Below are 24,725 nucleotides of genomic sequence, written 5' to 3'. Positions count from 1 at the left end.
GTTGAAGGGGGAGCGGTGGAAGCCGAGTTGGTGGCACTGGCGACGGCAGGGGCAACAGCACTCGTCCAGCAGATGGCGACGGACGGCTGGACCGCGGCGCGCGACCGGGTGGCCGGATTCCTCGCCGCGCGCGGCTGGGGATCCGCGGAGTCCGTCGGCGCCGACCTGGAGGCGACCCGGGCCGAACTGACGGCGGCCCAGCGGGAGGACGACACGGAAGCCGTCGACGACCTCCACGCGGAGTGGCGCGGCCGACTGCGCCGCACCCTGCGCGCGGACCCGGAGGCAGCGGCTGAACTGCGCGCGCTCCTGGACGAGTTGTCCTCGGACCTCCCTGCCCAGCAGGTCATCGAGATCCACAACACGATCAGCGGCGGCACGTATCACGACCCGGTCATTCAGGTCGGCATGGTCGGCGGCCGGCACTTCGGCTCCCCTGGACGGGAAGGCGCGCCGTGATGTGAGCGCGCCGGAAAGCCTGCCGCCCGGGGGCCGGGGCGGTCTTCCCGGCCCGGTCCGTGCGACAGGCTTCCGTGTGCCTGACGAGGTACGAGGAACGTCAGGCGGTGTGCAGAGTGAGGCCGTAACGGCTGAGGATCGGGTTGAGCGGCTGGTAGAAGGTCGTACCGCCGCTGGTGCAGTTGCCCGAACCGCCCGAGGTGACACCCTGGGCCTGGTCACCGCTGATGTACGAGCCGCCGGAGTCGCCGCCCTCGGCGCAGACGCTGGTCTGGGTCATGGAGTACACGGCGCCCTGGGCGTAGTTGACCGTGACGTTCTTGGCCTGGACGTTGCCGCAGCGCCAGTGCGTCGTGGAGCCGGAGCGGCAGATCGAGGCACCGATGGGGGCCTCGTTGGAGCCGCGGACGAGCTGGTCGGAGACGGTGCCCCAGCCGAGGACGACCGGAACGGTCCACCAGCCGCTGCCGACGTTCACCCACGCGTAGTCGTTGCCGGGGAAGGTCGAGCCCTGGAAGTTGCCGATGTACGAGTTGTCCCAGCCCCTGACCTGGGAGCCGGTCCCACCGCAGTGGCCGGCGGTGACGAAGCCGCCGTGCACCGAGAAGCCGATGGAACAGCGGACGTTGCCCGTGTAGTACGGGTCGCCGCCGACCGTGCCCGCCGCGAAGGTCTTCGCGGCCTCGGCGGTCTCCTCGACCGTGACGGGGCCGGCCTCGCGGGCCTGGGCCACGAAGGCACGGACATCGTTGTCGTTCTTCCGCGCGGTCACGACGTCCACCACGACCTGGTTGGACTTGGTGTCGACGCGCCAGCCACTGACACCCGCCGGCGCGTCGTCGGCGAGCGCGTCGATGCGGTCCTTCGCCGCGTCGAGCTGCCGCTCGCTGTGCTTGACCAGGCGTACGGTCGCGCCGGTCGCCCGTATCGCTTCGGCCTTGCCCGTGTCGGTGACAGCGACGGTCAGCGTGCCGCTGTCCGGGTTGAACCAGGAGCCGCCGTACGACGATCCCGCCGCGCGCTTCGCCTTGGTCTCGACGGCGGTCGCGGTCTTCTCCGCGGCCAGCCGGGCCACGGCCTGGCTCTTCGTCAGGCCGAGGTCCTTCTGCATCGCCGTGAGCATGCCCGAGGAGGCCGGGGCCTTGGCATCGGAGGCTGTGGAGGGGGTGGCGGCCGCGGGGGAGATCCCGGCGGTCACCCAGGTTCCGAGAATGAGGAGCGCGGAGAGACCGGTGCGAACAACTGTCGTACGTCTCAAGGGAGTTGCCCTTCTGTGTTCCAGCAGCGTGGGGGTGGAACAGCAGCGCCTGAGAGCGCTTCCAGGCGATGCCAGCCGGAGCGTAACCGAGGATGCGTGACAGGTCCATACCAACGACTGTCCGTCGGCCACCGCTCCACCGGCCTCCCCGTGGCCTTCCTGTCGCCCTTCCGTCCGGTCGTTTAATCCTTCGATCACGGGTTGTTGGCTTGTTAGGGTCGACGATGTGGCGAAACTCAATCAGATAATCGCGGTCGAAAAGGGCATTAAGTCCAAGGCGCACCAGGACCTGACGGCGGCTCATCACGGTCTCCAGAAGCCGGCGCTGCTGGCCGGCATCTCCCGTACCTACCAGCCCAAGGACGAGGAGGGCGAGCAGCTTCCGCCCGAGTCCACCCGGGTCCAGGTCAAGGCCGAGGACGTCCTGCGTGAGACCGCGAAGACCCTGACGCGCCTGTTCGACGTGACCGCCACCAAGGACTGGGCGAACTGCGTGGCGCGCGCCGATGTCACCGTCGACGGACGGGTGCTGGTGAGCGACGCGCCGGTGTCGTACCTGCTCTTCCTGGAGAAGCAGCTCACCGACCTCAACACCTTTGTGCGCAAGCTGCCGGTGCTGGACGCGGCGGAGTCCTGGAGCCAGGACCCGTCCACGGACGCGTGGAAGACGGAGGCGGTGCGCACCCTCCGTACGAAGAAGGTGCCGCGCAACCATGTGAAGGCCGAGGCCACGGAGAAACACCCGGCGCAGGTCGAGGTGTACTACGAGGACATTCCCGTCGGTTACTGGACCACGGTGAAATTCAGCGGGTCGCTGCCGGCCCGCCGGGTCAACGAACTGCTCGACCGGGTCGAGAAACTCCAGCAGGCGGTGAAGTTCGCCCGCGAGGAGGCCAATGGCGCCGAGGTCACCGACGAGCGGGTGGGTGACGCCGTATTCGGCTACCTGTTCGGGTAGTCTCGCTCAGGTAAAGCCAGAGCAGTTCCCCAAGATTCCCCGGCCGTCGGGGCAGGGCTTGAGCCCTGTTCCGGTGTGTGCCGGGGTGCGCGAGGAGCGCAAGCTGAAACTGAAGCTTGTCGTGAAGGCGCGGTTCCAGTGGAGGTTCGAGTCCTCCTCGCGGCACATCCGTACGGATGGACGGGCCGCGGTAGCCCAACGGGCAGAGGCAGACCGCGATCAATCTCAGACTATTGCTCCAGACTCAGCATTCGCCGCCGATCGCCGGATCGAACGGGCCCAGGCCCCGGACGTCGAAATGCCGGTTCAACTCCGGCCTGCGCAGCTCGATGCGCGGTGGTCCAAAGGCAGGACGCGGCGACTTCATGAATGACCTGGGTTCTTAAACGTGCCGGCGTGCCAGATGGGTGGCATCTCAGGGCCCGGGAGGTTGGCTATGCCCCCGGGTCCGCTCCTTTTTCCGGGTGCGTGGGCCTCCCTTACTGGCGGTATCCGCTCAGGAAGCGTCCGATACGGCTGATGGCCGCGTCGAGATCGTCGGCGTACGGGAGGGTGAGGATCCGGAAATGGTCGGGGCGCGGCCAGTTGAAGCCCGTCCCCTGGACGACCTGGATCTTCTCGCGCAGCAGCAGATCGAGGACGAAGCGCTCGTCGTCGTGGATCTTGTGCACCTTGGGGTCGAGCCGGGGGAACGCGTACAGCGCGCCCTTCGGCCTGACGCACGACACACCGGGGATCTCGTTGAGCTTCTCCCACGCGCGGTCGCGCTGCTCGTACAGCCTGCCTCCCGGCGCGGTCAGCTCCTTGATGGACTGCCGCCCGCCGAGGGCGGCCTGAATGGCGTACTGGGCGGGCGCGTTGGGGCACAGGCGCATCGAGGCGAGCATCGTGAGCCCTTCGAGATAGCTGCGCGCGTGCTGCTTCGGGCCGGTGACGAGGAGCCAGCCGGAGCGGAAACCGGCCACGCGGTACGTCTTCGAGAGCCCGCTGAAGGTGAGGACGACCAGGTCGGGGGCGAGGGAGGCGGCGGTGTGGTGGACCGCGTCGTCGTAGACGATCTGGTCGTAGATCTCGTCGGCGAACACCATGAGCTGATGGCGGCGGGCGAGATCGAGGATGCCTTCGACGATCTCCCGCGGATAGACCGCGCCGGTGGGGTTGTTGGGGTTGATGATCACCACGGCCTTGGTGCGGCCGGTGATCTTCGACGCCATGTCGTCCAGATCCGGGTACCACTCCGCGGACTCGTCGCAGAGATAGTGCACGGGCCGCCCGCCCGCCAGGGTGGTGACGGCGGTCCAGAGCGGGAAGTCGGGGGCCGGGATCAGGACTTCGTCGCCGTTCTCCAGCAGCGCCTGCACGGCCATGGAGACCAGCTCCGAGACGCCGTTGCCGAGGAAGACGTCATCGACCGTGACATCGTTCAGCCCGAGGGCCTGGTAGCGCTGGGCCACGGCCCGGCGCGCGGAGAGGATGCCCCGCGAGTCCGTGTAGCCGTGCGCCTGCGGCAGCATCCGGATCATGTCCTGGAGGATCTCGTCCGGCGCCTCGAACCCGAAGAGCGCGGGGTTGCCGGTGTTGAGGCGCAGCACGCTGTGGCCCGCCTCCTCCAGCGCGTCCGCGTGTTCGATCACCGGGCCGCGGATCTCGTAGCAGACCTCACTGAGCTTGCTCGACTGCCGGAATTCCATGCGGTGGCCTCCCCGACCTTGAATGCGATACTTGGTTTTACCAAGTGTGAGCTTGGAAAGTCCAACGACATGTCTAGACTGCGTCGCATGCCACGTCGCCGAAGCTATGACCAGTACTGTGCCGCCGCCCGCGCCCTCGATGCCGTGGGCGACCGCTGGACGCTGCTGATCGTCCGTGAACTGCTGGCGGGTCCGCGCCGCTACACCGACCTGCACGCGGATCTGCCCGGCGTCAGCACGGATGTGCTCGCGTCCCGGCTGAAGGACATGGAGCGCGACGAACTGGCCACGCGGCGCAGGCTGCCCCCGCCGGCCGCCGCGTACGTCTACGAACTGACGGAGCGTGGACGAGGACTGCTGCCGGTCCTCGCCGCGCTGGCGGAATGGGGCGCTCCGGCGCTGGACGAGCGCCGGCCGACGGACGCGGTACGGGCCCACTGGTTCGCGGTACCGCTGCTGCGGGCGCTGTCGGGGCCGTCGGGTGCCCCAGGCGCCGAGGGGGTGGTGGAAGTCCGGCTCGACGAGGGCGTGTTCCACCTGCGGCTCGGGGAGGACGGAGCGGTACGGGACGCCGCCCGGCCGGCGTACGGCGACGGCCCCGCGCCCGGCCCTGACGCCTGCCTCACCCTGGACGCCGACACCTGCCGCGCGCTGAGTGCGGGCGCGCTGACGGTCGGGGACGGGGTGCGGGACGGACGGATCGCGGTGACGGGGGAGGGGACGCTCGCGAAGATCCTGCGCGGTGAGTGAGGTACGGCCGGGGGTGGGTTACAGGGGGCTCCACGTCAACACCGTGCCGCTCCGCTTCCCCGGCCGCTGGACGATGATGGACCGGTGCGACTCGAAGCGATCACCTGGGAACGGCTGACCGAGGCCCTCGCCGACCGGCTCCTGGAGACCCCGCCGGCCGACGGCGGCCCCTGGCTGCGCGTCGCCTTCGACGGCGCCCCGGCGGCCCGCCCCGACCAGTCGGCCGCCGCGCTCGCCCAGGCGCTGCGCGTACGCGGCCGTTCGGTGCTGGTGGTCGGGGCCGGGGGCTTTCTGCGCCCGGCGTCGCTGCGGTACGAGTACGGGCGCGAGGACCCCGACACGTACTACAGCGGATGGTTCGACACCGGGGCGCTCTGGCGCGAGGTGCTCGGGCCGCTGGACCCCGGCGGTACGGGGCGGGTCCTGCCGGACCTCTGGGACCCGGCCACCGACCGGGCCACCCGCTCCCCGCACCGCGAACTCGCCCCGGGCGGGGTGCTGGTGGTGCACGGGCCCCTGCTGATGGGGCACTGGTTCCCGTTCGACCTCACGGTGCATCTGCGGCTGTCACCGGGCGCGCTCCGGCGCCGTACGGACCCGGGCGAGCGCTGGACGCTCCCCGCCTTCGAACGGTACGAGGCGGAGGTGGACCCGGCCGCGACCGCCGACGTGGTCGTACGGGCCGACGACCCGCGCCACCCGGCCTGGAGCGGCCTGGGCAGCCCCTGACCGCCCCCTGCCTGCCCCGCCCCCTGCCCGATCCGCCCCCTGCCCGATCCGACCGCGCCTGGCCGACGCTCGGCCCGCGCCGCCGGCCCTCACTCCGCCGCCGGTCGTCCGCCCGGGATCTCCACCGCCCGCGCGCCCGCCCGGCAGCCGGCCTCCGCCGCCCGCGCCGGACCCGCTCCCCTGAGGCGCGCTGCCAGGAAGGCGCCGGTGAAGGCGTCCCCCGCGCCCGTCGAGTCCACGGCCCGCGCGGGGAGCGGCGGGACCCGGGCCGTCACCGCGCCCCGCTCGGCCACCAGCGCGCCGTCGCCGCCCAGGGTCACCACCGCGACCGGTACGCGCCTGCTCAGTTCGGCCGCGGCGTCCGCCGGGTTCGGCAGACCGGTGAGCAGCCGGGCCTCGTCCGCGTTGGGGAGCAGGGTCTCGGCGCCCTCGACCGCCGCGAGGAAACGATCCGCCCCCCACTCCTTGAGGAACCCGGCGGAGGCGGGGTCCACACTCACCGGAACGCCTCGTTCCACTGCCGAGCCCAAGGCGGCGAGAGCCAGTGGACGGCTGGTGTCGGCGAAGAAGAGATAGCCGGAGAGATGCAGCCGGCCGATCCCGTCGAGCAGATCCGGTGACCACTCGGCGGGCGACATGCGCAGCGCGGCGCCGCTGTCGGTGAGCAGCGTGCGCTCGGCGGACGCGTCGACCAGGCAGATGACCGTGGCCGTCGGCGCTCGCGCGTCGACCACGAGACGGGCCCGTACCCCGGCGAGCCGCAGCCGCTCCGCGTGCCAGTCACGGGCGTCCGCGCCCACCCCGGCCAGCAGCCGGACATCCGCGCAGCCGGTGTGCGCCGCCCAGCAGGCCGCGTTAGCCCCGGCTCCGCCCGGGAGCGTACGGATCTCGGCGGCGGTGTCGGTCCCGCGGGCGAGCGGGGTGCGGTACCGCGCCACCACATCGGTGACCACGTCACCGATCACCAGCAGCCCCGACCCCGGGCGACCGTGGCGGACCGTCACTCGGCCGCTTCCTTCCTCGCGGCTGCCGGCTCCCCGGGAGCGGTCGGCAGGGGAGTGGCCGGCGGGGGAGCGGCCGTCCACGCCGCCGCGATCCGCGCCGCGAGCCGCACATTGCCGCGCACCGCCGCGAGATTGGCCTCCAGCGAGGCGCCTCCGGTCCGCCGGGTCAGCAGGTCCAGCAGGAACGGGGTGACGGCCTGGCCGCCGATGCCCCGCTCGGCGCAGGCGGCGAGCGCCTCCGCGACCACCCGGTCGTGCAGCTCCGGATCGAGCTGGTCCGCCTCCGGTACGGGGTTGGCCACGACGAGCGCGGCCTCCGGGCCGCCCAGCGCGTCCTGCGCGCGCATCACCGCGGAGACCTCCTCGGGTGTACGCACCGTCCAGTCGACCGGCTCGCCGGAGGAGGACAGCCAGAAGCCGGGGAAACGCTCCGTCCCGTAGCCGAGGAGGGAGACGCCCAGCGTCTCCAGCCGCTGGAGGGTCGCCGGAACGTCCAGGATCGACTTGACCCCCGCGCAGACCACCGTGATCCGGGTCCTGGCCAGCAGCCGCAGATCGGCCGACTCGTCCTGGGTCTCGGTCCAGCCGCGATGCACCCCGCCCAGGCCGCCGGTCGCGAAGACCCGGATCCCGGCGCGCGCGGCGAGAAACGCGGTGGCGGACACGGTCGTCGCCCCGCTCGCGCCCGCCGCGATCGCCGGCGCGAGATCGCGATGGCCCAGCTTCCGTACGGAGTCGTCCCGCGCGACCCGCTCCAACTCGTCCTTGTCCAGGCCGAGACGGGGCCGGCCGTCCAGGACGGCCACGGTCGCGGGGACGGCGCCGCCGGACCGTACGAGCTCTTCCAGTTCCTCCGCGACCGCGAGATTCCGGGGCCGCGGCAGACCGTGCGCGATGATCGTCGATTCCAGGGCGACCACGGGACGGCCCGTGGCCAGCGCCTCCCTCACCTCGGGGGAGACCTGCGGTGTGGTGCCTGCTCTGTCTGGCATGTCCCATCCCTGGCACATGCGAGGCTCACGCAAACGTGCGGGCACGCCCACCGGCGGCCCCGACGGCCGGAACACGCCCCTCTTAGAACAGCGGCTCGGGAAGCACGCCCTCCAGGGCCAGCAGTTGACGCTTCGTCTCCAGCCCGCCTCCGAAACCGCCCAGCCCGCCATGGCTCTCCACCACGCGATGGCACGGCACGACCACCGGCAGCGGGTTGGAGCCCATCGCCGCGCCGACGGCCTGCGCCGCCGCCGGCTGTCCCACCCGCCCGGCCAGGTCCCCGTAACCGACCACCGTGCCGTACGGGACACCCGTCGCCAGTTCGCGCAGCACCTGCCGGTTGAAGCCGGAGGAGAGCGTCCAGTCCAGGGGCAGGCCGAACTCCCGCAGCTCACCGGCGAAGTACGCCGACAGCTCGCGTATCGCCCCGGTGAGCAGCCCGGAGGCGGACTCGACCGGCTCGGCGCCCAGCCGGTCCCCGATCCGGGCGAGCGCCCTCTCCCGTACGCGCGGCCCCGCGTGGAAGACGACGCTCACCAGCCCCTGGTCCGTCGCGGCCAGCAGCAGCGGCCCGATGCCGCTCTCCATGACGGTCCACTCCACCGGCGACGCCGGCGACCGCCCGTACTCGTTCATGTGAACCACGGTACGGGCCGCCACTGACAACGGGCCTCACCTGCGACGACGGGGCTTACCCGAGATGACGGGGCCGGGTCCGGCTCAGCCGATTGCGTCCCGCACCACGTCGGGGTTGTTGGTGATGATCCCGTCCACGCCCAGGTCCCTGACCCGTACGGCGCCCGCCGCGTCGTTGACCGTCCAGGTGCTCACCGTCAGCCGCTTGCCGTGCGGGCCCTTCAAGCGGTGCACGGCCGCCACGTACTCGCTGGTCAGCGAGGTGTGCGTCGGGTTGATCTGGTCCGTGAACGCCGCGTACGACGGCAGTTCGGCCACCGGGGGCGTGCCGAGGAAGCCCGTCGTGATGTCGGGCCGCCCCTGATGCACCGCGCGGACGCTGTCCGCGCCGAAGCTCTGGATCACCAGCTTGTTCCTGACGTGCTCCCGGTCCAGCCACCCTTCTTGGCGCAGCACCCGCAGGATGTCCTTCTCGATGTCCGGATACAGCTCAGGGGCCTTGATCTCCAGGAGCAGCTTCTGCTGGTTGGCCTCGACCGCGCGCAGATACTGCTCCAGGGTCGGTACGCGGGCGCCCGCCCACCGCTCGCCGAACCAGCTTCCCGCGTCCAGCCGGGCGATCTCCGCGGCGGTGAAGTCCTTGACCTTCCAGGGCGCGCGGTCCGGGAAGACCTGCTCCGCGTCCGTGGTGCGCACGAGGTTGTCGTCGTGGATCACGACGAGCCGGCCGTCCTTGGTCCGCTGGACGTCGTTCTCCACCCAGTCGATGCCCAGGGCCTCGGCCGCTTCGACGGCCGGGAGGGTGTTCTCCGGTGCGTAGGCGGAGGCACCGCGGTGCGCGATCACGAGCGGACCGGCGCACCGTGCCGCCGGGGCCGCGGCAGAGGTGGCGGTGGCGGTGGTGGCTGCGGTGGCGGTGCCCGGAAGGAGCAGCGCCGAGACCCCGAGCAGAGCGGCGGCCGTGGTGACTGAGGTGCGTGCGTACACGTGGACTCCTCGCGTCGTGAGGTGGTCGTGAAGGGGGGTGTGCGGTGGGACGGTCTGCCCGAGGGTGGCAGCCTTGGGTCAACAGGAGACAGGCGAAGGCTGGCCACAACATGAAGTCACAGCGTGGGGTGGCATCGTGAAGACACGCCGGGGGAGAGCTGTCCGGAAGTTGTGGATGTGCCGGTTGGGGACGACCCCTGTCGATAAATCGCCGAGTACCTGTTTGAATCCAAGGCCGACCGTCCTACCCTCCCGAAACCGGCGCATCCGTACAGTGAGCAGAAGGGGCGAAGGGCAAACCAACATGCAGGGCACCATCGATGGATTCAGCTACGGTCTCGTCACACCCGTGGTGGCCTTTCTCATGGCCTGCCTCGGCTCGGCGCTGGGCCTGCGCTGCACCATGAGATGCCTGCGGACCCGGCGCGCCTGGAAACCGGGCGGGCTGGCGCTCGGCGCCGCCTCGATCGGCTCCGGTGTATGGACCATGCACTTCATCGCGATGACGGGGTTCGTCGTCATCGAGGCGCCGGTCGGCTACGACAGACTGACGACCTTCGCCAGCCTGGTGGTGGGCATCCTCATGGTCGGCGTCGGGATCTTCATCGTGGGCTACCGCGCGTCGACACCGATGGCCCTGCTCACCGGCGGGACCATCACCGGCCTGGGCTTCGCCACCATGCACTACCTCGGCATGGCGGGACTGCGGCTGGACGGGGGGACCATCGACTACGACACCGTGACGGTCGCCCTCTCCGTGCTGATCGCCGTCATCGCCGCCACGGGCGCCCTGTGGGTCGTCGTCTCGCGCCGGGGATTCCTGGCCAGTGTGGCCGCCAGCCTGGTCATGGGCGCCGCGTCGACCGGGATGCACTACACGGCGATGGCCGCCGTCCATGTCCATCTGGAGGACACCGCCGGCGTCGCCTCCGGCGAGCGGGCCACCGAACTGCTCGTCCCGATGCTGATCGGCCCCGCGGTCTTCCTGCTGCTGGCGAGCGTGGCGGTCGTGGTCGACCCGCTGCTCGTGACGGGCGGCGGCCGGAAGCGGCCCACGGGCTCCGCGGGCGGGCCGTGCGGACACTCCGGGGTGCCGGCGCAGCGCATCCGGCCGCGCCCGGCCTACCGTGACCCGGCCGAGAGGACCGCTGCCCGGTCCCCGCGCCGCAGCCCCCCGGACCTCCACGACTGGTGATCCCGGCCACGCCGCGCGCATGATCCACCGCGGTCCCGGAGCCGCTCGGGACCCCACTGTCAGTGCGGGGTCGTACGGTGGATCCATGCGGCCCGTTTCCAAGATCGAACGTACGGTGGCGCCTTTCGAGGTCGTCAGCTCCTACCAGCCCAGCGGCGACCAGCCCACGGCCATCGCCGACCTGGAGCGGCGTGTGCGCGCGGGGGAGAAGGACGTCGTCCTGCTCGGCGCGACCGGCACGGGAAAGTCGGCGACCACCGCCTGGATGATCGAGAAGCTTCAGCGTCCGACTCTGGTGATGGCGCCGAACAAGACCCTCGCCGCCCAGCTCGCCAACGAATTCCGCGAGCTGCTGCCGAACAACGCCGTCGAATACTTCGTCTCGTACTACGACTACTACCAGCCCGAGGCGTACGTCCCCCAGTCGGACACCTACATCGAGAAGGACTCCTCGATCAACGAGGAGGTCGAGCGGCTGCGGCACTCCGCGACCAACTCCCTCCTCACCCGGCGCGACGTGGTCGTGGTCGCCTCCGTCTCCTGCATCTACGGCCTCGGCACGCCCCAGGAGTACGTGGACCGGATGGTGCCGCTGAAGGTCGGCGCGGAGCTGGACCGCGACCAGCTCCTGCGCCGCTTCGTCGACATCCAGTACACGCGCAACGACCTGGCGTTCACCCGCGGCACCTTCCGCGTCCGCGGCGACACCATCGAGATCTTCCCGGTCTACGAGGAGCTGGCCGTCCGCATCGAGATGTTCGGCGACGAGATCGAGGCGCTCTCCACGCTGCACCCGCTCACCGGCGAGGTCATCAGCGACGACGAGGAGCTCTACATCTTTCCGGCCAGCCACTACGTGGCGGGACCCGAGCGCATGGAGAAGGCGGTCAACGGCATCGAGCGGGAGCTGGAGACACGCCTGGCCGAGCTGGACAAGCAGGGCAAGCTCCTGGAGTCCCAGCGCCTGCGGATGCGGACGACGTACGACATCGAGATGATGCGCCAGATCGGCTCCTGCTCCGGTATCGAGAACTACTCGATGCACTTCGACGACCGGGGCCCCGGCAGCCCGCCCAACACCCTCCTCGACTACTTCCCCGAGGACTTCCTGCTGGTCATCGACGAGTCGCATGTCACCGTGCCGCAGATCGGCGCGATGTACGAGGGCGACGCGTCCCGCAAGCGCACCCTGGTCGACCACGGGTTCCGGCTCCCGTCCGCGCTCGACAACCGGCCGCTGAAGTGGGAGGAGTTCCAGGAGCGGATCGACCAGACCGTCTACCTCTCGGCCACGCCCGGCGCGTACGAGCTCTCCCGCTCCGACGGGTTCGTGGAACAGATCATCCGTCCCACCGGACTCGTCGACCCGGAGGTCGTCGTCAAGCCCACCGAGGGCCAGATCGACGACCTGGTGCACGAGATCCGCGAGCGCACCGCGAAGGACGAGCGCGTCCTGGTGACCACCCTCACCAAGAAGATGGCGGAGGACCTCACCGACTACTTCCTGGAGCTGGGCATCCAGGTGCGGTACCTGCACAGCGACGTGGACACGCTCCGCCGGGTCGAGCTGCTGCGCGAACTGCGCGCCGGGGAGTACGACGTCCTCGTCGGCATCAACCTGCTGCGTGAGGGGCTCGACCTGCCGGAGGTCTCCCTCGTGGCGATCCTCGACGCCGACAAGCAGGGCTTCCTGCGCTCCGGCACCTCGCTCATCCAGACCATCGGCCGGGCGGCGCGCAACGTGTCCGGCCAGGTCCACATGTACGCGGACAAGGTCACCCCGGCGATGGAGAAGGCCATCGACGAGACGAACCGCCGCCGGGAGAAGCAGACCGCGTACAACACCGAGCGAGGTATCGACCCGCAGCCGCTCCGCAAGAAGATCAACGACATCGTCGCGACCATCGCGCGCGAGGAGGTCGACACCGAGGCCCTGCTCGGCACGGGGTACCGGCAGTCCAAGGACGGCAAGGCGAAGGCACCGGTGCCCTCGCTCGGCGTGCAGCCGGCGAAGAGCGGCAAGGCGGGCGCCACCGGCGCGGTGGTCACCGACCGGCCCGCCGCCGAACTCGCGGGAATCATCGAGGAGATGACCGAGCGGATGCGGGCGGCGGCGGCCGAGCTGCAGTTCGAGATCGCCGCCCGGCTCCGCGACGAAGTGGGCGAACTGAAGAAGGAATTGCGGCAGATGAGGGAGGCGGGACTCGCCTGACACGCCGGACACCTGGTGTGTTGCAAGACCGACACAAAAACGGTCCAAGCCTCCTGCGCCGTCCGGGTGACTGCGTAGGGTGCCGCGTACGCGTAACCGTATTCGGACGGTTGCGGGGGAAACCATTCGAGAGGGGACAGCGCGTGGTGGACGTATCCAAGGGCGGCGCGCCCGGGGGCCCTGGGGTCAATCTGACCAAGGGACAGGCCATCAGCCTGCAGAAGAAGGACGGCGGCTCGCTGACCGCGGTGCGTATGGGCCTCGGCTGGCAGGCCGCCCCGCGCCGCGGTCTGTTCGGCTCCCGTACGCGCGAGATCGACCTGGACGCCTCGGCGGTGCTCTTCGCCGACAAGCAGCCGGTCGACGTGGTCTTCTTCCGCCACCTCGTCAGCGACGACGGCTCGGTCCGGCACACCGGGGACAACCTGGTCGGCGGCGCGGGACAGGGCGGCGACGACGAGGCGGTCCTCGTCGACCTGGCACGGGTGCCGGTCCACATCGACCAGATCGTCTTCACGGTGAACTCCTTCACCGGCCAGACGTTCCAGGAGGTGCAGAACGCCTTCTGCCGCATCGTCGACGAGACCAACGGCCAGGAGCTGGCGCGCTACACGCTCGACGGCGGCGGGCAGTACACCGCCCAGATCATGGCGAAGGTCCACCGGGTGGGCGCCGGCTGGCAGATGACGGCCCTCGGCAACCCGGCCAACGGCCGTACGTTCCAGGACCTGATGCCGTCGATCCTGCCGCACCTGTGACACGGCGGATCCCGTGACCATGGCGGGTCCCGCGACCACGACGGATGCGTGACCACCGCGGATCCGTGATCACGACGGATCCGTGACCACTGCGGATCCGTGCTCATGAACGGATCCGTGATCACGGCGGACCGCCGACGTACGCGCAGCTCCCGGAGGCCCGGCATCGCCCGGCCGCCGGGGGCTGCGCGGCTGCTCCGGCGTACCCGAAGGGCGCATCCGAGGGGCGCGTCCGGGGATCCGCGCCGGACGGGCGGGCCCGAGGGCCGCGCCCGTACCACCCACACCTGAAGAACGACGCGTGACCGACGAGGGGACAGAGGCGATGACGGCCGAGCTGGTCCGGGGGCAGAACCACCCCTTGCCCCACACCCGACTGGAGATCCGGGTGACGGCCGGCGCCCCGGTGATGGCCTGCGCCACGCTGGGCGACGCCCAGGGCGCCGTACGCGGCCCCGAGTGGATCGTCCACCCCGGCTCGCCCCGCCTTCCCGGTATCGAGGTGTCCCGGCAGGCCGCGGTCTCGCTCCGCTTCCACATCGATCTGGGCGCCCTGTCCGAGCAGGCGCACCTCGTGCAGGTGCTGCTCGCGCTCCCCGAGGGCGTCGGCGGCCCCGACCGGTTCGGAGCCACCGCTGCGCCCTTCGCCGCCGTCACCGCGACCGACGGCACCGAGATCGCCAGCTTCACCCTCACCGGACTGGACACCGAGTCCGCCGTGGTGGCGCTGGAGCTCTACCGCCGCCAGGGCATCTGGAAGGTCCGCGCCGTCGGCCAGGGGTACGCGGGCGGCCTCGCCGAGCTCCTCGGCGACCGCGGCCTGCCGCAGGCCGCGGGGTTCGCCGCAGCCGTCCAGGAGGCCGTGGCCCGGCATCTCGCCGGCGCCGTGCAAACCCCCCTCACCCCTGGCGGCGAGGGGCGGCAGCCGTCCGCCGCCCCACAGCCGCTCCCCGCCGACCCGCCCGCCGTACCCGGCGGAGCAGCCGCCCCCGCTTCAGGCGGCACGGGCGGCACGGGCGGCACAGGCGGCACGGGAGGTACGGGCGGTACGGGAGGCGCCACCGGCGCGGTCAACTACACGCATCCGGGCCGCAGGACCGCCGCGCCGCCCACCCCGCCACCGGCCGCGCCGCCCACCCCGCCGGGACAGCCGCCCCGGCCGGTCGCCGGGGACGCCACGGGCTGGTCCCTGGACGAGCGGCTCTACAACCAGGTCTGGGGGATGTTCGAGGACCTGGCCCGCAGCGTGGCCGCCTACCGCAGCGCCATGGACTTCGCGGAGTCCCGGATGGACCAGGAGCTGGATCGCGTCCTCTCGGACCCCCGGCAGCGCATCGGCGGCGCGGGTGACGCCGCCCGCGCTGCGGCCCGCGCCAAGCACGACGGGCTCGCCGCCCAGGCCCGCGAGGTCCTCGACCGCGACCTCACCCAGCTCGTCGCGGAGTCCGAGGTGGTCGAGCCCGCGCTGCCGCCCGCGTTCGCCCGCTGGGACAGCCCCGTCTGGCACGCCTACCGCGTCCCGATGGAGATCCCGATGGCGCTGCGCCTCGGTGACGTCCATCTGCCCGAGCGCCCCGATCTGCGGATCCCGATGCTCGTACGGCTGCCGCTGGAGCGCGGGCTGTGGATCGACAGCGGCAGGACCGGCTCCGACGCCGCCCTGATGATGGACGACGCGCGGCTCCGCGGAGCGGCCATGGACACCGCTGTCACCCTCGCCGCCCGGCTCCTCGCGGTCCATCCGCCCGGCGAGTTCACCGTCCATGTGATCGACCCGGCCGGTTCCGCCGCGGTCCCGCTCGCCCCGCTGGTCACGTCCGGCGTGCTCGACCAGCCGCCCGCCGCCGGCGCCGGGGGAGTCTCCGCCGTCCTCGCGCGCCTCACCCAGCGGGTGGACCTCGTCCAGATGGCAGTACGGGGCGGGGCCGCCGAGTCGCTGCCGCCGGACCTGGACACCGCCGAGCAGCTTCTGATCGTCAACGACTTCCCGCACGGCTTCGACGACCGCGCCGTGACCCAGCTCCGCTATCTCGCCGACGAGGGCCCGGCGGTCGGCGTGCATCTGCTGATGGTCGCGAACCGCGAGGACGCGAGCGCGTACGGACCGGTCCTCGACCCGCTCTGGCGCTCGCTGCTCCGGATCAGCCCGGTGCCCGACGACCATCTCGCCGACCCCTGGGTCGGCCACTCCTGGACGTACGAGCCCCCGGCGGTCCCGCCCGGCAGCCGGGTGTTGCGCAGGGTGCTGGACCAGGTCGCGGAGGCCCGGCGGACGGGAGGGCGCTGACCGGCGCCCACCCGGGCGGGAGAGCTCCGAACAGCACACTTGAAGATCACTTGGAGCTCTCTTTACCTTTCTTTGGTCTTTCCTGTACTGTTCCTGGCAGCGGAGGGGAGTACTCCCACATCGCGACGTGCCCGTCAATACGGACCGCCATCGGTCCCGGGGCGTCGGCCCGTGGAGCGGCAGTGCCGCCCGGGTGGAAGAGACCTCCGGCAGCGACGACGCTGATCAGTAGCCGTACGAAGCCGGAGGAACAGTGGACGTCTCCATGAACCTGTGGGTGCTGACCATTCTTGGTCTCAGTGCCCTCATCGCCGTCGATTTCTTCATCGGGCGCAAGCCCCATGACGTGTCGACGAAGGAAGCCGGCATATGGACGATCGTCTGGATCGCCCTCGCCGTGTTGTTCGGTCTCGGCCTGCTGTGGTTCGGCTCGGCCCAGGCGTCCGGCGAGTTCTTCGCCGGGTTCGTCACCGAGAAGTCGCTCAGTGTCGACAATCTCTTCGTCTTCATCCTGATCATGGCGAAGTTCTCGGTGCCCTCACACCTCCAGCAGCGCGTGCTGCTCATCGGTGTGCTGATAGCGCTGGTGCTCCGCGCGATCTTCATCGCGGCGGGCGCCGCGATCATCTCCAGCTTCTCGTGGGTCTTCTTCATCTTCGGCGCGTTCCTGATCTACACCGCCTGGAAGCTCATCCAGGAGGCACGCGCTGATGACGACGAGGAGGAGTGGGAGGAGGACCGTCTCCTCAAGTCCGTCCAGAAGCGCTTCGGTGTCGCCGACCGCTACCACGGCACGAAGCTCTTCATCCGGGAGAACGGCAAGCGGATCCTGACCCCGCTCATGGTGGTCATGCTCGCCATCGGCACCACCGATGTGCTGTTCGCGCTGGACTCCATCCCCGCGATCTTCGGCCTGACCCAGGACCCGTACATCGTCTTCACGGCCAACGCCTTCGCCCTGATGGGTCTGCGCCAGCTCTACTTCCTCCTCGGCGGTCTGCTGAAGAAGCTGGTGCACCTCAGCTACGGCCTGTCGGCCATCCTGGGCTTCATCGGCGTGAAGCTCGTGCTGCACGCCCTGCACGAGCTCGGGGTGCACGTCCCCGTGATCTCCATCCCGGTCTCGCTGGGCGTCATCTGCGGTGTCCTGATCATCACCACGATCACCAGCCTCATCGCCTCCAAGAAGCAGGCGGAGCGCGAGGCCGCCGAGGCCGCCGAGACGGGCGACGGCAAGGCGAAGGACAGCATAGAAGCCTGATCCCGCGCGACAGAGCCTGATTCAGCAGGCCGGTGCGGCAGCGGGGCGGGTGGCGATACCGCCACCCGCCCCGCTCACTGCTGTGTACGGTGCGCCCCCACGCCGGGGCCGCCGCCCGGGGCTACCAGCCCCGCGCCCGCCACTCCGCGAGATGCGGGCGCTCCGCGCCGAGGGTGGAGTCGTCGCCGTGGCCGGGGTAGATCCACGTCTCGTCGGACAGCTTCCCGAAGATCTTCGTTTCGAGGCCGTCCATCAACGAGGCGAAGTCCGCCGGCTCCCCGGTCCTGCCGGGGCCGCCGGGGAAGAGGCAGTCGCCGGTGAAGACATGCGCGTGGTCGTGCGGGTCGTCGTACACGAGGGCGATCGAGCCCGGGGTGTGCCCCACGAGATGGACGGCGGTGAGGCTGATCTCGCCGACCCGGATCGTGTCCCCGTCGTCGACGAGCACATCGGTCGGTACGGGGATGCCCTCCGCGTCGTACCGGCCCGCGTACGTCCGCGCCCCGGTGGCCGCCACGACCTCCGCGAGGGCCTGCCAGTGGTCGCCGTGCCGGTGGGTGGTGACGACGGAGGCGATGCCCCCGTCACCCACCAGCGTCAGCAGAGTCGCGGCATCGTTGGCCGCGTCGATCAGGAGCTGCTCGCCGGTGGCCCGGCAGCGCAGCAGATAGGCGTTGTTCTCCATCGGCCCGACGGCGACCTTGGAGATCATCAGGGCGGGCAGCTCATGCACGTCCGCCGGTCCGCCGACCGTCACGGTTCCGCTGTATGTCATACGGATCACCCTAGGGCCTCTCGTTTGGATCTTGCTGGGCTCGCGTGCCCTGGCACCGCGCCTCGCGGCGTTGTCGTCGGTCGGTGACGCTCCGCGTCGCCCCGGCGGGCGGTGTCGGACAGGACCTGGACCTGGGCAGGATCTGAGTCCGGGCCCGGGGCGGGACCCGGGCCTAGAGGGGCGGCAGTACGGGCAGGGTGGCGGCCGGGCAGGTCAGGGCCGCGCCGTCGCGGCGGCCCGCGAGCCACCCCATCAGCTCCGGAGCCGGGCCGGTCACGGGGAGCGGGGTGCCCTCGTGGCGCCCGGTGCGCCAGTGGCGTCCGTCCGGTGTGCTCAGGGCCAGCGGCGGGACCTCGGCATGGCCGGCGAAGCGCTCCACCAGGAAGTCGGTCTCCCGCCCGGTGAACTCCTCGGACAGGTCTTCGAGCTCCCGGCCGAGACCCAGGTCGACATGGTGCAGCTCGACCTCGACCAGCCGCCGGAACGGCACCCGGGCCGCCACGTCCGTGACACCGTTGCGCATCGTGATCACGCGCGACCAGTCGGCGGGGACCTCGGCGGTCCGCAGGAAGCGGTCGCCCGAGTCCCGTACGTCGGCGAGCTGGACGGCGAGCGGCCTCGGGGCGTCCCGCTCGATGTCCGCGTCCCGGGTCGCGGCGTCCCGGTACATGGGCCGGCCTTCGAGGACATTGATCAGTGCGTCCGCGTTCCTGGCGATATGCGCCAGGACATGACCGCGGCTCCACCCCGGGAGCCGTGACGGCGCGGCGAGCGCCGCGTTGTCCAGTGCGGTGGCTGCGCTGAGGAGCCGCTCGGTCGCTTCGCGTACTGCTTCCAGGTCACGCACGTGGTCGATCATGGCGCCGACCATAGCGCCGCCACTCGATCGGGTGAAGACGGCCGAGACCCGCCGTAAATCGAATGCGCGTGCTATAAGCTCGGTAGAGGCATCCTGGCCAAGAGGAATCCCCGCGTGGCCCGACCGCGCCCGGTGTTCCGTATCTCGCAGAATTCACCGTTTTGGCGGCCCCCCGTACCCTGGGTCGGGGGCTCAGCCCCTGCTTCTCTCCAGAAAGGTGCGGACCGGCGTGGCCGACCGTCTCATCGTCCGTGGCGCGCGCGAGCACAATCTCAAGAACGTCTCGCTCGACCTGCCCCGTGACTCACTCATCGTCTTCACCGGGCTCTCGGGATCGGGTAAGTCCTCCCTCGCGTTCGACACGATCTTCGCCGAGGGGCAGCGCCGGTACGTGGAGTCGCTCTCCTCGTACGCCCGGCAGTTCCTCGGCCAGATGGACAAGCCGGACGTCGACTTCATCGAAGGGCTCTCCCCGGCCGTCTCCATCGACCAGAAGTCGACCTCGCGCAACCCGCGCTCGACGGTCGGCACGATCACCGAGGTCTACGACTACCTCCGGCTGCTCTTCGCGCGGATCGGCAAGCCGCACTGCCCCGAGTGCTCCCGGCCGATCTCCCGGCAGTCGCCGCAGGCCATCGTGGACCGGGTGCTCGAACTGCCCGAGGGCAGCCGCTTCCAGGTCCTTTCCCCGCTCGTGCGTGAGCGCAAGGGCGAGTTCGTGGACCTCTTCGCGGATCTCCAGACCAAGGGGTACAGCAGGGCCAGGGTCGACGGGCGGACGATCCAGCTCACCGAGCCGCCCACGCTCAAGAAGCAGGAGAAGCACACCATCGAGGTGGTCGTCGACCGCCTCACGGTGAAGGACAGCGCCAAGCGCCGGCTGACCGACTCGGTCGAGACCGCGCTCGGGCTCTCCGGCGGCATGGTCGTGCTGGACTTCGTGGACCTCCCCGAGGACGACCCCGAGCGCGAGCGGATGTACTCGGAGCACCTGTACTGCCCGTACGACGATCTGTCCTTCGAGGAGCTGGAGCCCCGCTCCTTCTCCTTCAACTCGCCCTTCGGTGCCTGCCCCGACTGCACCGGCATCGGTACGCGCATGGAGGTCGACCCGGAGCTGATCGTCCCCGACGAGGACAAGTCCCTCGACGAGGGCGCGATCCACCCCTGGTCCCACGGCCACACCAAGGAGTACTTCGGCCGGATGATCGGCGGCCTCGCCAAGGCCGTCGGGTTCCGTACGGACATCCCCTGGGCCGGCCTGCCGCAGCGCGCCAAGAAGGCCCTGCTCCACGGCCACAAGACCCAGGTCGAGGTCCGCTACCGCAACCGGTACGGCCGGGAGCGCGCCTACACCACCCCTGCCTTCGAAGGGGCCGTCTCCTTCGTCAAGCGGCGCCACACCGAGGCCGAGAGCGACACCAGCAGGGAGCGCTTCGAGGGCTACATGCGCGAGGTGCCCTGCCCGACCTGTCAGGGCACCCGGCTCAAGCCGATCGTCCTGGCCGTCACGGTCATGGACAAGTCCATCGCCGAGGTCTCCGCCCTGTCGATCAGCGACTGCGCCGACTTCCTCGCCCGGCTCACGCTCAACGCGCGCGACAAGCAGATCGCCGAGCGGGTCCTCAAGGAGGTCAACGAACGGCTGAGGTTCCTGGTCGACGTCGGCCTCGACTACCTCTCGCTGAACCGTGCCGCGGGGACCCTCTCCGGCGGTGAGGCGCAGCGCATCCGGCTCGCCACCCAGATCGGTTCCGGTCTGGTCGGTGTGCTGTACGTGCTGGACGAGCCGTCCATCGGACTGCACCAGCGGGACAACCACCGGCTGATCGAGACCCTGGTCCGGCTGCGCGACATGGGCAACACCCTGATCGTCGTGGAGCACGACGAGGACACGATCAAGGTGGCCGACTGGGTGGTCGACATCGGCCCCGGCGCGGGCGAGCACGGCGGCAAGGTCGTGCACTCGGGGCCGTTGAAGGGGCTGCTGGCCAACAAGGAGTCGGTGACCGGGCAGTACCTCTCGGGCAAGCGGGCCATCCCGACCCCGGACGTGCGCCGGCCCGTCGCCCCGGGACGGCGGCTCACGGTGCACGGCGCCCGGGAGAACAACCTCCAGGACATCGACGTGTCGTTCCCGCTGGGCGTGTTCACGGCGGTCACCGGTGTCTCGGGCTCCGGCAAGTCGACGCTGGTCAACGACATCCTGTACACGCATCTCGCGCGTGAGCTGAACGGCGCGAAGTCGGTGCCGGGACGGCACACCCGGGTCGACGGTGACGATCTGGTCGACAAGGTCGTCCATGTCGACCAGTCGCCCATCGGCCGTACGCCCCGCTCCAACCCGGCCACGTACACCGGCGTCTTCGACCATGTCCGCAGGCTCTTCGCGGAGACGATGGAGGCGAAGGTCCGCGGCTACCTCCCGGGCCGTTTCTCCTTCAACGTCAAGGGCGGTCGCTGCGAGAACTGCTCGGGCGACGGCACGATCAAGATCGAGATGAACTTCCTGCCGGACGTCTACGTCCCCTGCGAGGTCTGCCACGGCGACCGCTACAACCGGGAGACGCTGGAGGTCCACTACAAGGGCAAGTCCATCGCCGAGGTGCTGAACATGCCGATCGAGGAGGCGCTGGACTTCTTCGAGGCCGTGCCGACGATCTCGCGCCACCTCAAGACGCTCAACGAGGTCGGCCTCGGCTATGTCCGGCTCGGTCAGTCCGCGCCGACCCTCTCCGGCGGTGAGGCGCAGCGGGTGAAGCTGTCGAGCGAACTGCAGAAGCGTTCCACGGGCCGTACGGTCTACGTCCTGGACGAGCCCACGACGGGTCTGCACTTCGAGGACATCAGCAAGCTGATCACCGTGCTCTCGGGTCTGGTCGAGAAGGGCAACACGGTGATCGTCATCGAGCACAACCTGGACGTCATCAAGACGGCGGACTGGGTGGTCGACATGGGCCCCGAGGGAGGCAACGGCGGCGGGCTGGTCATCGCGGAGGGCACCCCGGAGCAGGTGGCCGGGGTCCCGGCGAGCCACACCGGCAAGTTCCTGCGGGAGATCCTGGACGCCGAGCGGATCAGCGACGCGTCGGCCCCGGTGAAGAAGGCCCCTGCGAGGAAGACGGCCGCGAAGAAGGCGACGCCCGCCAAGGCGCCCGCCAAGAAGACGGCCACAACCAAGACGGCCACAGCCAAGAAGGCCACGGTCAAGACGACGGCGGCCAAGACGACAGCGGCGGCCAAGAAGGCACCGGCCAAGAAGTCCGCCACCGGCTCGCGCCGCTCCTGACGGGCGGGCCACGGCGGCCGGGGCCTCCGGGGACACCCTGGAGGCCCCGGCCGGCCGGATCTCACCAGGCGACGGGCAGTTCGTGGACGCCGTACACGAGCATGTCCTCCTTGAAGCGGATCTCGCTGTCGGGGACGGTGGTGCGCAGACCGGGGAAGCGCCGCAGCAGCGCCGGATAGGCGAGTTGCAGTTCGGCGCGGGCCAGGTTCTGGCCCAGGCACTGGTGGGTGCCGTGGCCGAACGCGATGTGGCGCCGTACCCCCGTGCGGTCGATGTCGAGCCGGTCCGGGTCGGGGAAGACGGTCCCGTCCCGGTTACCGGCGTCGTTGGCCAGGACGACGCCCTCGCCCGCGCGGACGAGCGTGCCCGCGATCTCCACGTCCTCGGTGGCCACGCGGCGGCGCCCGCTGTGGGTGATGGTGAGGTAGCGCAGCAGCTCCTCCACGGCGTTGGCCACGCGGGCGGGGTCGTCGCTGTCCCGGACCGCGGCGAGCTGTTCGGGGTGGTGGAGCAGGGCGAGGGTGCCCAGGGCGGTCATGTTCGCGGTGGTCTCGTGCCCGGCGGCGAGCAGCAGGACCGCGTTCTCGACGAGCTGCGCCCGGTCCAGCTCACCGGTGCGTACCCGCTCCACGACCAGAGTGCTGAGCAGATCATCGGCCGGATCGCGGTCCTTGACGGTGATCAGGTCGTCGAGATACCCGGCGAGCTCCCCGGCGGCGGCCCTGGCCTGTTCCGGTGTGCTGTCGAGCGTGACCAGGGTGCGTGCGGCGCGCTGGAAGAGGGCGTGATCCCCGTGGGGGACCCCGAGGAGTTCGCCGATGACGAGCGAGGGCATGGGCAGGGCGAACGCGCTGACCAGGTCGGCCGGCGGACCGGCCGCTTCCATGGCGTCCAGCAGGTGGTCGATGACCTCCTGGATACGGGGCTTCATGGTCGCGACGCGTTTGACGGTGAAGTGGGCGGTGAACATGCGCCGCGTGTGGTGGTGCTCGGGGTCGTCCTGCACGAGGAAGGGCAGATGCGCGGGGTCGCGCCGGGCGTGGACGCCCGCGCTCTGGACGGGGTGACCCGGCCGGGTGACGTCCGCGCTGAACCGCGGGTCGGCGAGCACGGCGCGCTGGTCCTCGTAACGGGTGAGGAGCCAGGCCACGGCGCCGTTCCACAGCCGGATCGGGGAGACGGGCGCTTCCTCGCGCAGCTCCGCGTACTGCGGCGGAGGGTCGAAGGGACAGCCGGTCGCACGGCGGTACGGAAAGGCGGGGACGGCGGCAGGATCGGCGGCGGGAACGGCGGTCCCGGTCATGACGCGTCCTCCGGAGCGGTGGTGCGGCACCTGTTCCGGCCGCTCCGGTCGGGTGGGTCGAACTGGATGGTCCGGTCGGTGTGGTCGGTCCGGATGGTCTGGTCGGTCCGGATGGGCATGGAACCCTCCTCGCGGGCCCGGGGGCGCGGCCCGTACCTCTTGGATGTTAGTTACCCGAAGTATTTTCTAGTCCGGATGCGTGTATGGGGCAAGTGCTTCTTCGGCCATCCGGAACCGGCATGATGGGGCGGATGGACGGTTCCCCTGCCCGCGAGCGCGATGCCCCTGCCCGCATCGCCGAACTGCAGGTTCTGCTGAGCGCCCTCGCGTACGACATCACCCGGCCCCGCTCCCACGAACTCCTCGTGAGCATGGCCGGCGCCCCGATCGACCGGGCGGGCGTCGCACTGCTGCGCGTGCTGGCGGACGAGCGGGAGCCGCTGCGCATCGGCCGGATCGCGGAGCGGCTGGGCGTCCGCGCCCCGCATGTCACGCGGCAGGTCAGGGAGTTGGAGCGGCAGGGTCTCGTCGTACGGGTGGAAGAGTCCGCCGACCGCAGGGTGCAGCGGGTCGCGCCCACCGGCAAGGGGTTCGACACCCTCGCGCGGCTCGACCGGGCGGCCCAGGCGCTGCTCGCCCAGAACCTGGAGGGCGTGGCCGCCGACCGGATCGGTCACGCGATCGAGGTGCTGCGCCGGATCTCCGGCGCCCGTCGCCAGGGTGAGCTGCCCGGGAGCGGCGGGAGACCGTACGACGGCCCCTGAACGGCCGCCGGAACGGCCCCGGTATCGTCATGTATGTCGCCGCCCCCTCGTCCGGATGTCGTCGGCAGCCTGTTCGGACCCCCGGATCGTCGGACCCCCAGACCAGTGGAGACACCATGGCCGGCTCGCCCGCCCCTCGCCGTACCGTGCTGAAGGGCGCCGCGCTCGCCGGTGTCGCCGGGCTGGGAGCGGCGGCCTGCTCCACCGATTCGAAGCTCGGCCACGCCGAGACCCCCACACCCACCACCCCGGTCGAGCTGGGCGCGGCGTCCGACGTGCCGGTCGGCGGCGCCAAGCTCTACAAGGAGGAGCGCGTCGTGGTGAGCTGCCCGGCGAAGGGGCAGTACAAGGCGTTCAGCGCGCAGTGCACCCACGCGGGCTGTCTGCTGGGCTCGCTGGAGGGCACGGTGGGTGACTGCCCGTGCCACGGCAGCAAGTTCGACGTCACGACGGGCCAGGTGCTGCACGGCCCGGCCACCGTCCCGCTGTCCGAGGTGCCCGTCGCGGAGCAGGGCGGAAAGCTCGTCGCCGGCCCCAAGACCTGAGCCGCCATCCCG

Annotated in this window: 22 protein-coding genes; 12 read left to right on the top strand and 10 right to left on the bottom strand. The window is 70.8% G+C overall.

Annotated features, from left to right (window positions below; genetic code table 11):
• Positions 1–15 precede the first annotated feature (15 nt).
• Positions 16–459, top strand: a complete 444-nt coding sequence (locus ACIO3P_RS34915; protein ID WP_401850321.1) for a hypothetical protein — start codon at positions 16–18, stop codon at positions 457–459.
• Between the two features lie 100 nt (positions 460–559).
• Here ACIO3P_RS34915 and ACIO3P_RS34910 read toward each other — a convergent pair whose 3' ends face one another.
• Positions 560–1,717, bottom strand: coding sequence for a S1 family peptidase (locus ACIO3P_RS34910; protein ID WP_329826126.1), 1,158 nt, complete (start codon positions 1,715–1,717; stop codon positions 560–562).
• Positions 1,718–1,943: 226 nt separating this feature from the next.
• Here ACIO3P_RS34910 and ACIO3P_RS34905 point away from each other — a divergent pair, with 226 nt between their 5' ends.
• On the top strand, positions 1,944–2,675 hold the full coding sequence (locus ACIO3P_RS34905; protein WP_401850320.1) for a hypothetical protein: 732 nt from the start codon (positions 1,944–1,946) through the stop codon (positions 2,673–2,675).
• 479 nt (positions 2,676–3,154) lie between these two features.
• Here ACIO3P_RS34905 and ACIO3P_RS34900 read toward each other — a convergent pair whose 3' ends face one another.
• Complete coding sequence (locus tag ACIO3P_RS34900) at positions 3,155–4,366, bottom strand: pyridoxal phosphate-dependent aminotransferase (protein ID WP_401850318.1); 1,212 nt, start codon at positions 4,364–4,366, stop codon at positions 3,155–3,157.
• Positions 4,367–4,435: 69 nt separating this feature from the next.
• Here ACIO3P_RS34900 and ACIO3P_RS34895 point away from each other — a divergent pair, with 69 nt between their 5' ends.
• Both ACIO3P_RS34895 and ACIO3P_RS34890 read left to right on the top strand, forming a co-directional pair.
• Entirely contained in the window at positions 4,436–5,116 is a 681-nt protein-coding gene (locus tag ACIO3P_RS34895; protein WP_401850316.1) for a winged helix-turn-helix transcriptional regulator, read from the top strand.
• Positions 5,117–5,200: 84 nt separating this feature from the next.
• Complete coding sequence (locus tag ACIO3P_RS34890) at positions 5,201–5,845, top strand: uridine kinase (protein ID WP_401850315.1); 645 nt, start codon at positions 5,201–5,203, stop codon at positions 5,843–5,845.
• Between the two features lie 89 nt (positions 5,846–5,934).
• On the opposite strand, the gene ACIO3P_RS34885 is transcribed toward ACIO3P_RS34890, so the two are convergent.
• From ACIO3P_RS34885 to ACIO3P_RS34870, 4 genes are all read right to left on the bottom strand, one after another.
• Positions 5,935–6,849 (bottom strand): carbohydrate kinase family protein, encoded by a 915-nt coding sequence (locus ACIO3P_RS34885; RefSeq protein ID WP_401850314.1) that lies wholly within the window; start codon positions 6,847–6,849, stop codon positions 5,935–5,937.
• Positions 6,846–7,841, bottom strand: a complete 996-nt coding sequence (locus ACIO3P_RS34880; RefSeq protein ID WP_401850312.1) for a pseudouridine-5'-phosphate glycosidase — start codon at positions 7,839–7,841, stop codon at positions 6,846–6,848. The genes ACIO3P_RS34885 and ACIO3P_RS34880 overlap by 4 nt, the downstream gene beginning before the upstream one ends.
• A gap of 82 nt (positions 7,842–7,923) precedes the next feature.
• A complete protein-coding gene (locus ACIO3P_RS34875; protein ID WP_401850311.1) occupies positions 7,924–8,478 on the bottom strand; it encodes a methylated-DNA--[protein]-cysteine S-methyltransferase in 555 nt (184 codons plus the stop codon).
• A gap of 84 nt (positions 8,479–8,562) precedes the next feature.
• Positions 8,563–9,465 (bottom strand): glycerophosphodiester phosphodiesterase, encoded by a 903-nt coding sequence (locus tag ACIO3P_RS34870; RefSeq protein WP_401787901.1) that lies wholly within the window; start codon positions 9,463–9,465, stop codon positions 8,563–8,565.
• Between the two features lie 304 nt (positions 9,466–9,769).
• Here ACIO3P_RS34870 and ACIO3P_RS34865 point away from each other — a divergent pair, with 304 nt between their 5' ends.
• From ACIO3P_RS34865 to ACIO3P_RS34845, 5 genes are all read left to right on the top strand, one after another.
• Positions 9,770–10,660: an MHYT domain-containing protein gene (locus tag ACIO3P_RS34865; RefSeq protein ID WP_401850309.1), complete on the top strand. Its 891-nt coding sequence runs from the start codon at positions 9,770–9,772 to the stop codon at positions 10,658–10,660.
• An 85-nt stretch (positions 10,661–10,745) separates the two neighbouring features.
• Positions 10,746–12,872, top strand: coding sequence for an excinuclease ABC subunit UvrB (gene uvrB, locus ACIO3P_RS34860; RefSeq protein ID WP_329826136.1), 2,127 nt, complete (start codon positions 10,746–10,748; stop codon positions 12,870–12,872).
• Positions 12,873–13,063: 191 nt separating this feature from the next.
• Positions 13,064–13,630, top strand: a complete 567-nt coding sequence (locus tag ACIO3P_RS34855) for a TerD family protein (RefSeq protein ID WP_329826330.1) — start codon at positions 13,064–13,066, stop codon at positions 13,628–13,630.
• Between the two features lie 325 nt (positions 13,631–13,955).
• A complete protein-coding gene (locus tag ACIO3P_RS34850; protein ID WP_401850836.1) occupies positions 13,956–15,917 on the top strand; it encodes a TerD family protein in 1,962 nt (653 codons plus the stop codon).
• Between the two features lie 253 nt (positions 15,918–16,170).
• Positions 16,171–17,178: a TerC/Alx family metal homeostasis membrane protein gene (locus ACIO3P_RS34845; protein ID WP_401850307.1), complete on the top strand. Its 1,008-nt coding sequence runs from the start codon at positions 16,171–16,173 to the stop codon at positions 17,176–17,178.
• Positions 17,179–17,299: 121 nt separating this feature from the next.
• Here the strand turns inward: ACIO3P_RS34845 and ACIO3P_RS34840 are convergent, their stop codons facing one another.
• The gene (locus ACIO3P_RS34840) at positions 17,300–17,953 is read right to left on the bottom strand and encodes an MBL fold metallo-hydrolase (RefSeq protein ID WP_401850305.1); all 654 of its coding nucleotides are present in this window, start codon (positions 17,951–17,953) and stop codon (positions 17,300–17,302) included.
• A gap of 172 nt (positions 17,954–18,125) precedes the next feature.
• Positions 18,126–18,812, bottom strand: coding sequence for a maleylpyruvate isomerase family mycothiol-dependent enzyme (locus tag ACIO3P_RS34835; protein ID WP_401850303.1), 687 nt, complete (start codon positions 18,810–18,812; stop codon positions 18,126–18,128).
• A gap of 229 nt (positions 18,813–19,041) precedes the next feature.
• On the opposite strand from ACIO3P_RS34835, the gene uvrA reads away from it, so the two are divergent.
• Positions 19,042–22,101, top strand: coding sequence for an excinuclease ABC subunit UvrA (uvrA, locus tag ACIO3P_RS34830; RefSeq protein WP_401850302.1), 3,060 nt, complete (start codon positions 19,042–19,044; stop codon positions 22,099–22,101).
• Between the two features lie 61 nt (positions 22,102–22,162).
• Here uvrA and ACIO3P_RS34825 read toward each other — a convergent pair whose 3' ends face one another.
• Both ACIO3P_RS34825 and ACIO3P_RS34820 read right to left on the bottom strand, forming a co-directional pair.
• Positions 22,163–23,404 carry a cytochrome P450 gene (locus ACIO3P_RS34825; RefSeq protein ID WP_401850301.1) on the bottom strand — a complete coding sequence of 414 codons (1,242 nt, stop codon included), beginning with the start codon at positions 23,402–23,404 and terminating at the stop codon, positions 22,163–22,165.
• Positions 23,401–23,523, bottom strand: coding sequence for a hypothetical protein (locus tag ACIO3P_RS34820; protein ID WP_329826142.1), 123 nt, complete (start codon positions 23,521–23,523; stop codon positions 23,401–23,403). The genes ACIO3P_RS34825 and ACIO3P_RS34820 overlap by 4 nt, the downstream gene beginning before the upstream one ends.
• A gap of 132 nt (positions 23,524–23,655) precedes the next feature.
• Between ACIO3P_RS34820 and ACIO3P_RS34815 the strand changes: the two genes are divergently transcribed.
• Together ACIO3P_RS34815 and ACIO3P_RS34810 are read left to right on the top strand one after the other, a co-directional pair.
• On the top strand, positions 23,656–24,168 hold the full coding sequence (locus ACIO3P_RS34815) for a MarR family winged helix-turn-helix transcriptional regulator (protein WP_401850300.1): 513 nt from the start codon (positions 23,656–23,658) through the stop codon (positions 24,166–24,168).
• 116 nt (positions 24,169–24,284) lie between these two features.
• Positions 24,285–24,713 (top strand): Rieske (2Fe-2S) protein, encoded by a 429-nt coding sequence (locus tag ACIO3P_RS34810; RefSeq protein ID WP_329826144.1) that lies wholly within the window; start codon positions 24,285–24,287, stop codon positions 24,711–24,713.
• Positions 24,714–24,725: the final 12 nt, after the last annotated feature.

Source organism: Streptomyces sp. NPDC087310, from assembly GCF_044744405.1.
In the GTDB taxonomy this organism is placed as follows: Bacteria; Actinomycetota; Actinomycetes; order Streptomycetales; family Streptomycetaceae; genus Streptomyces.
Note: the sequence above shows the minus strand (reverse complement) of the source record. Positions and strands in the feature narration are given on the sequence as shown.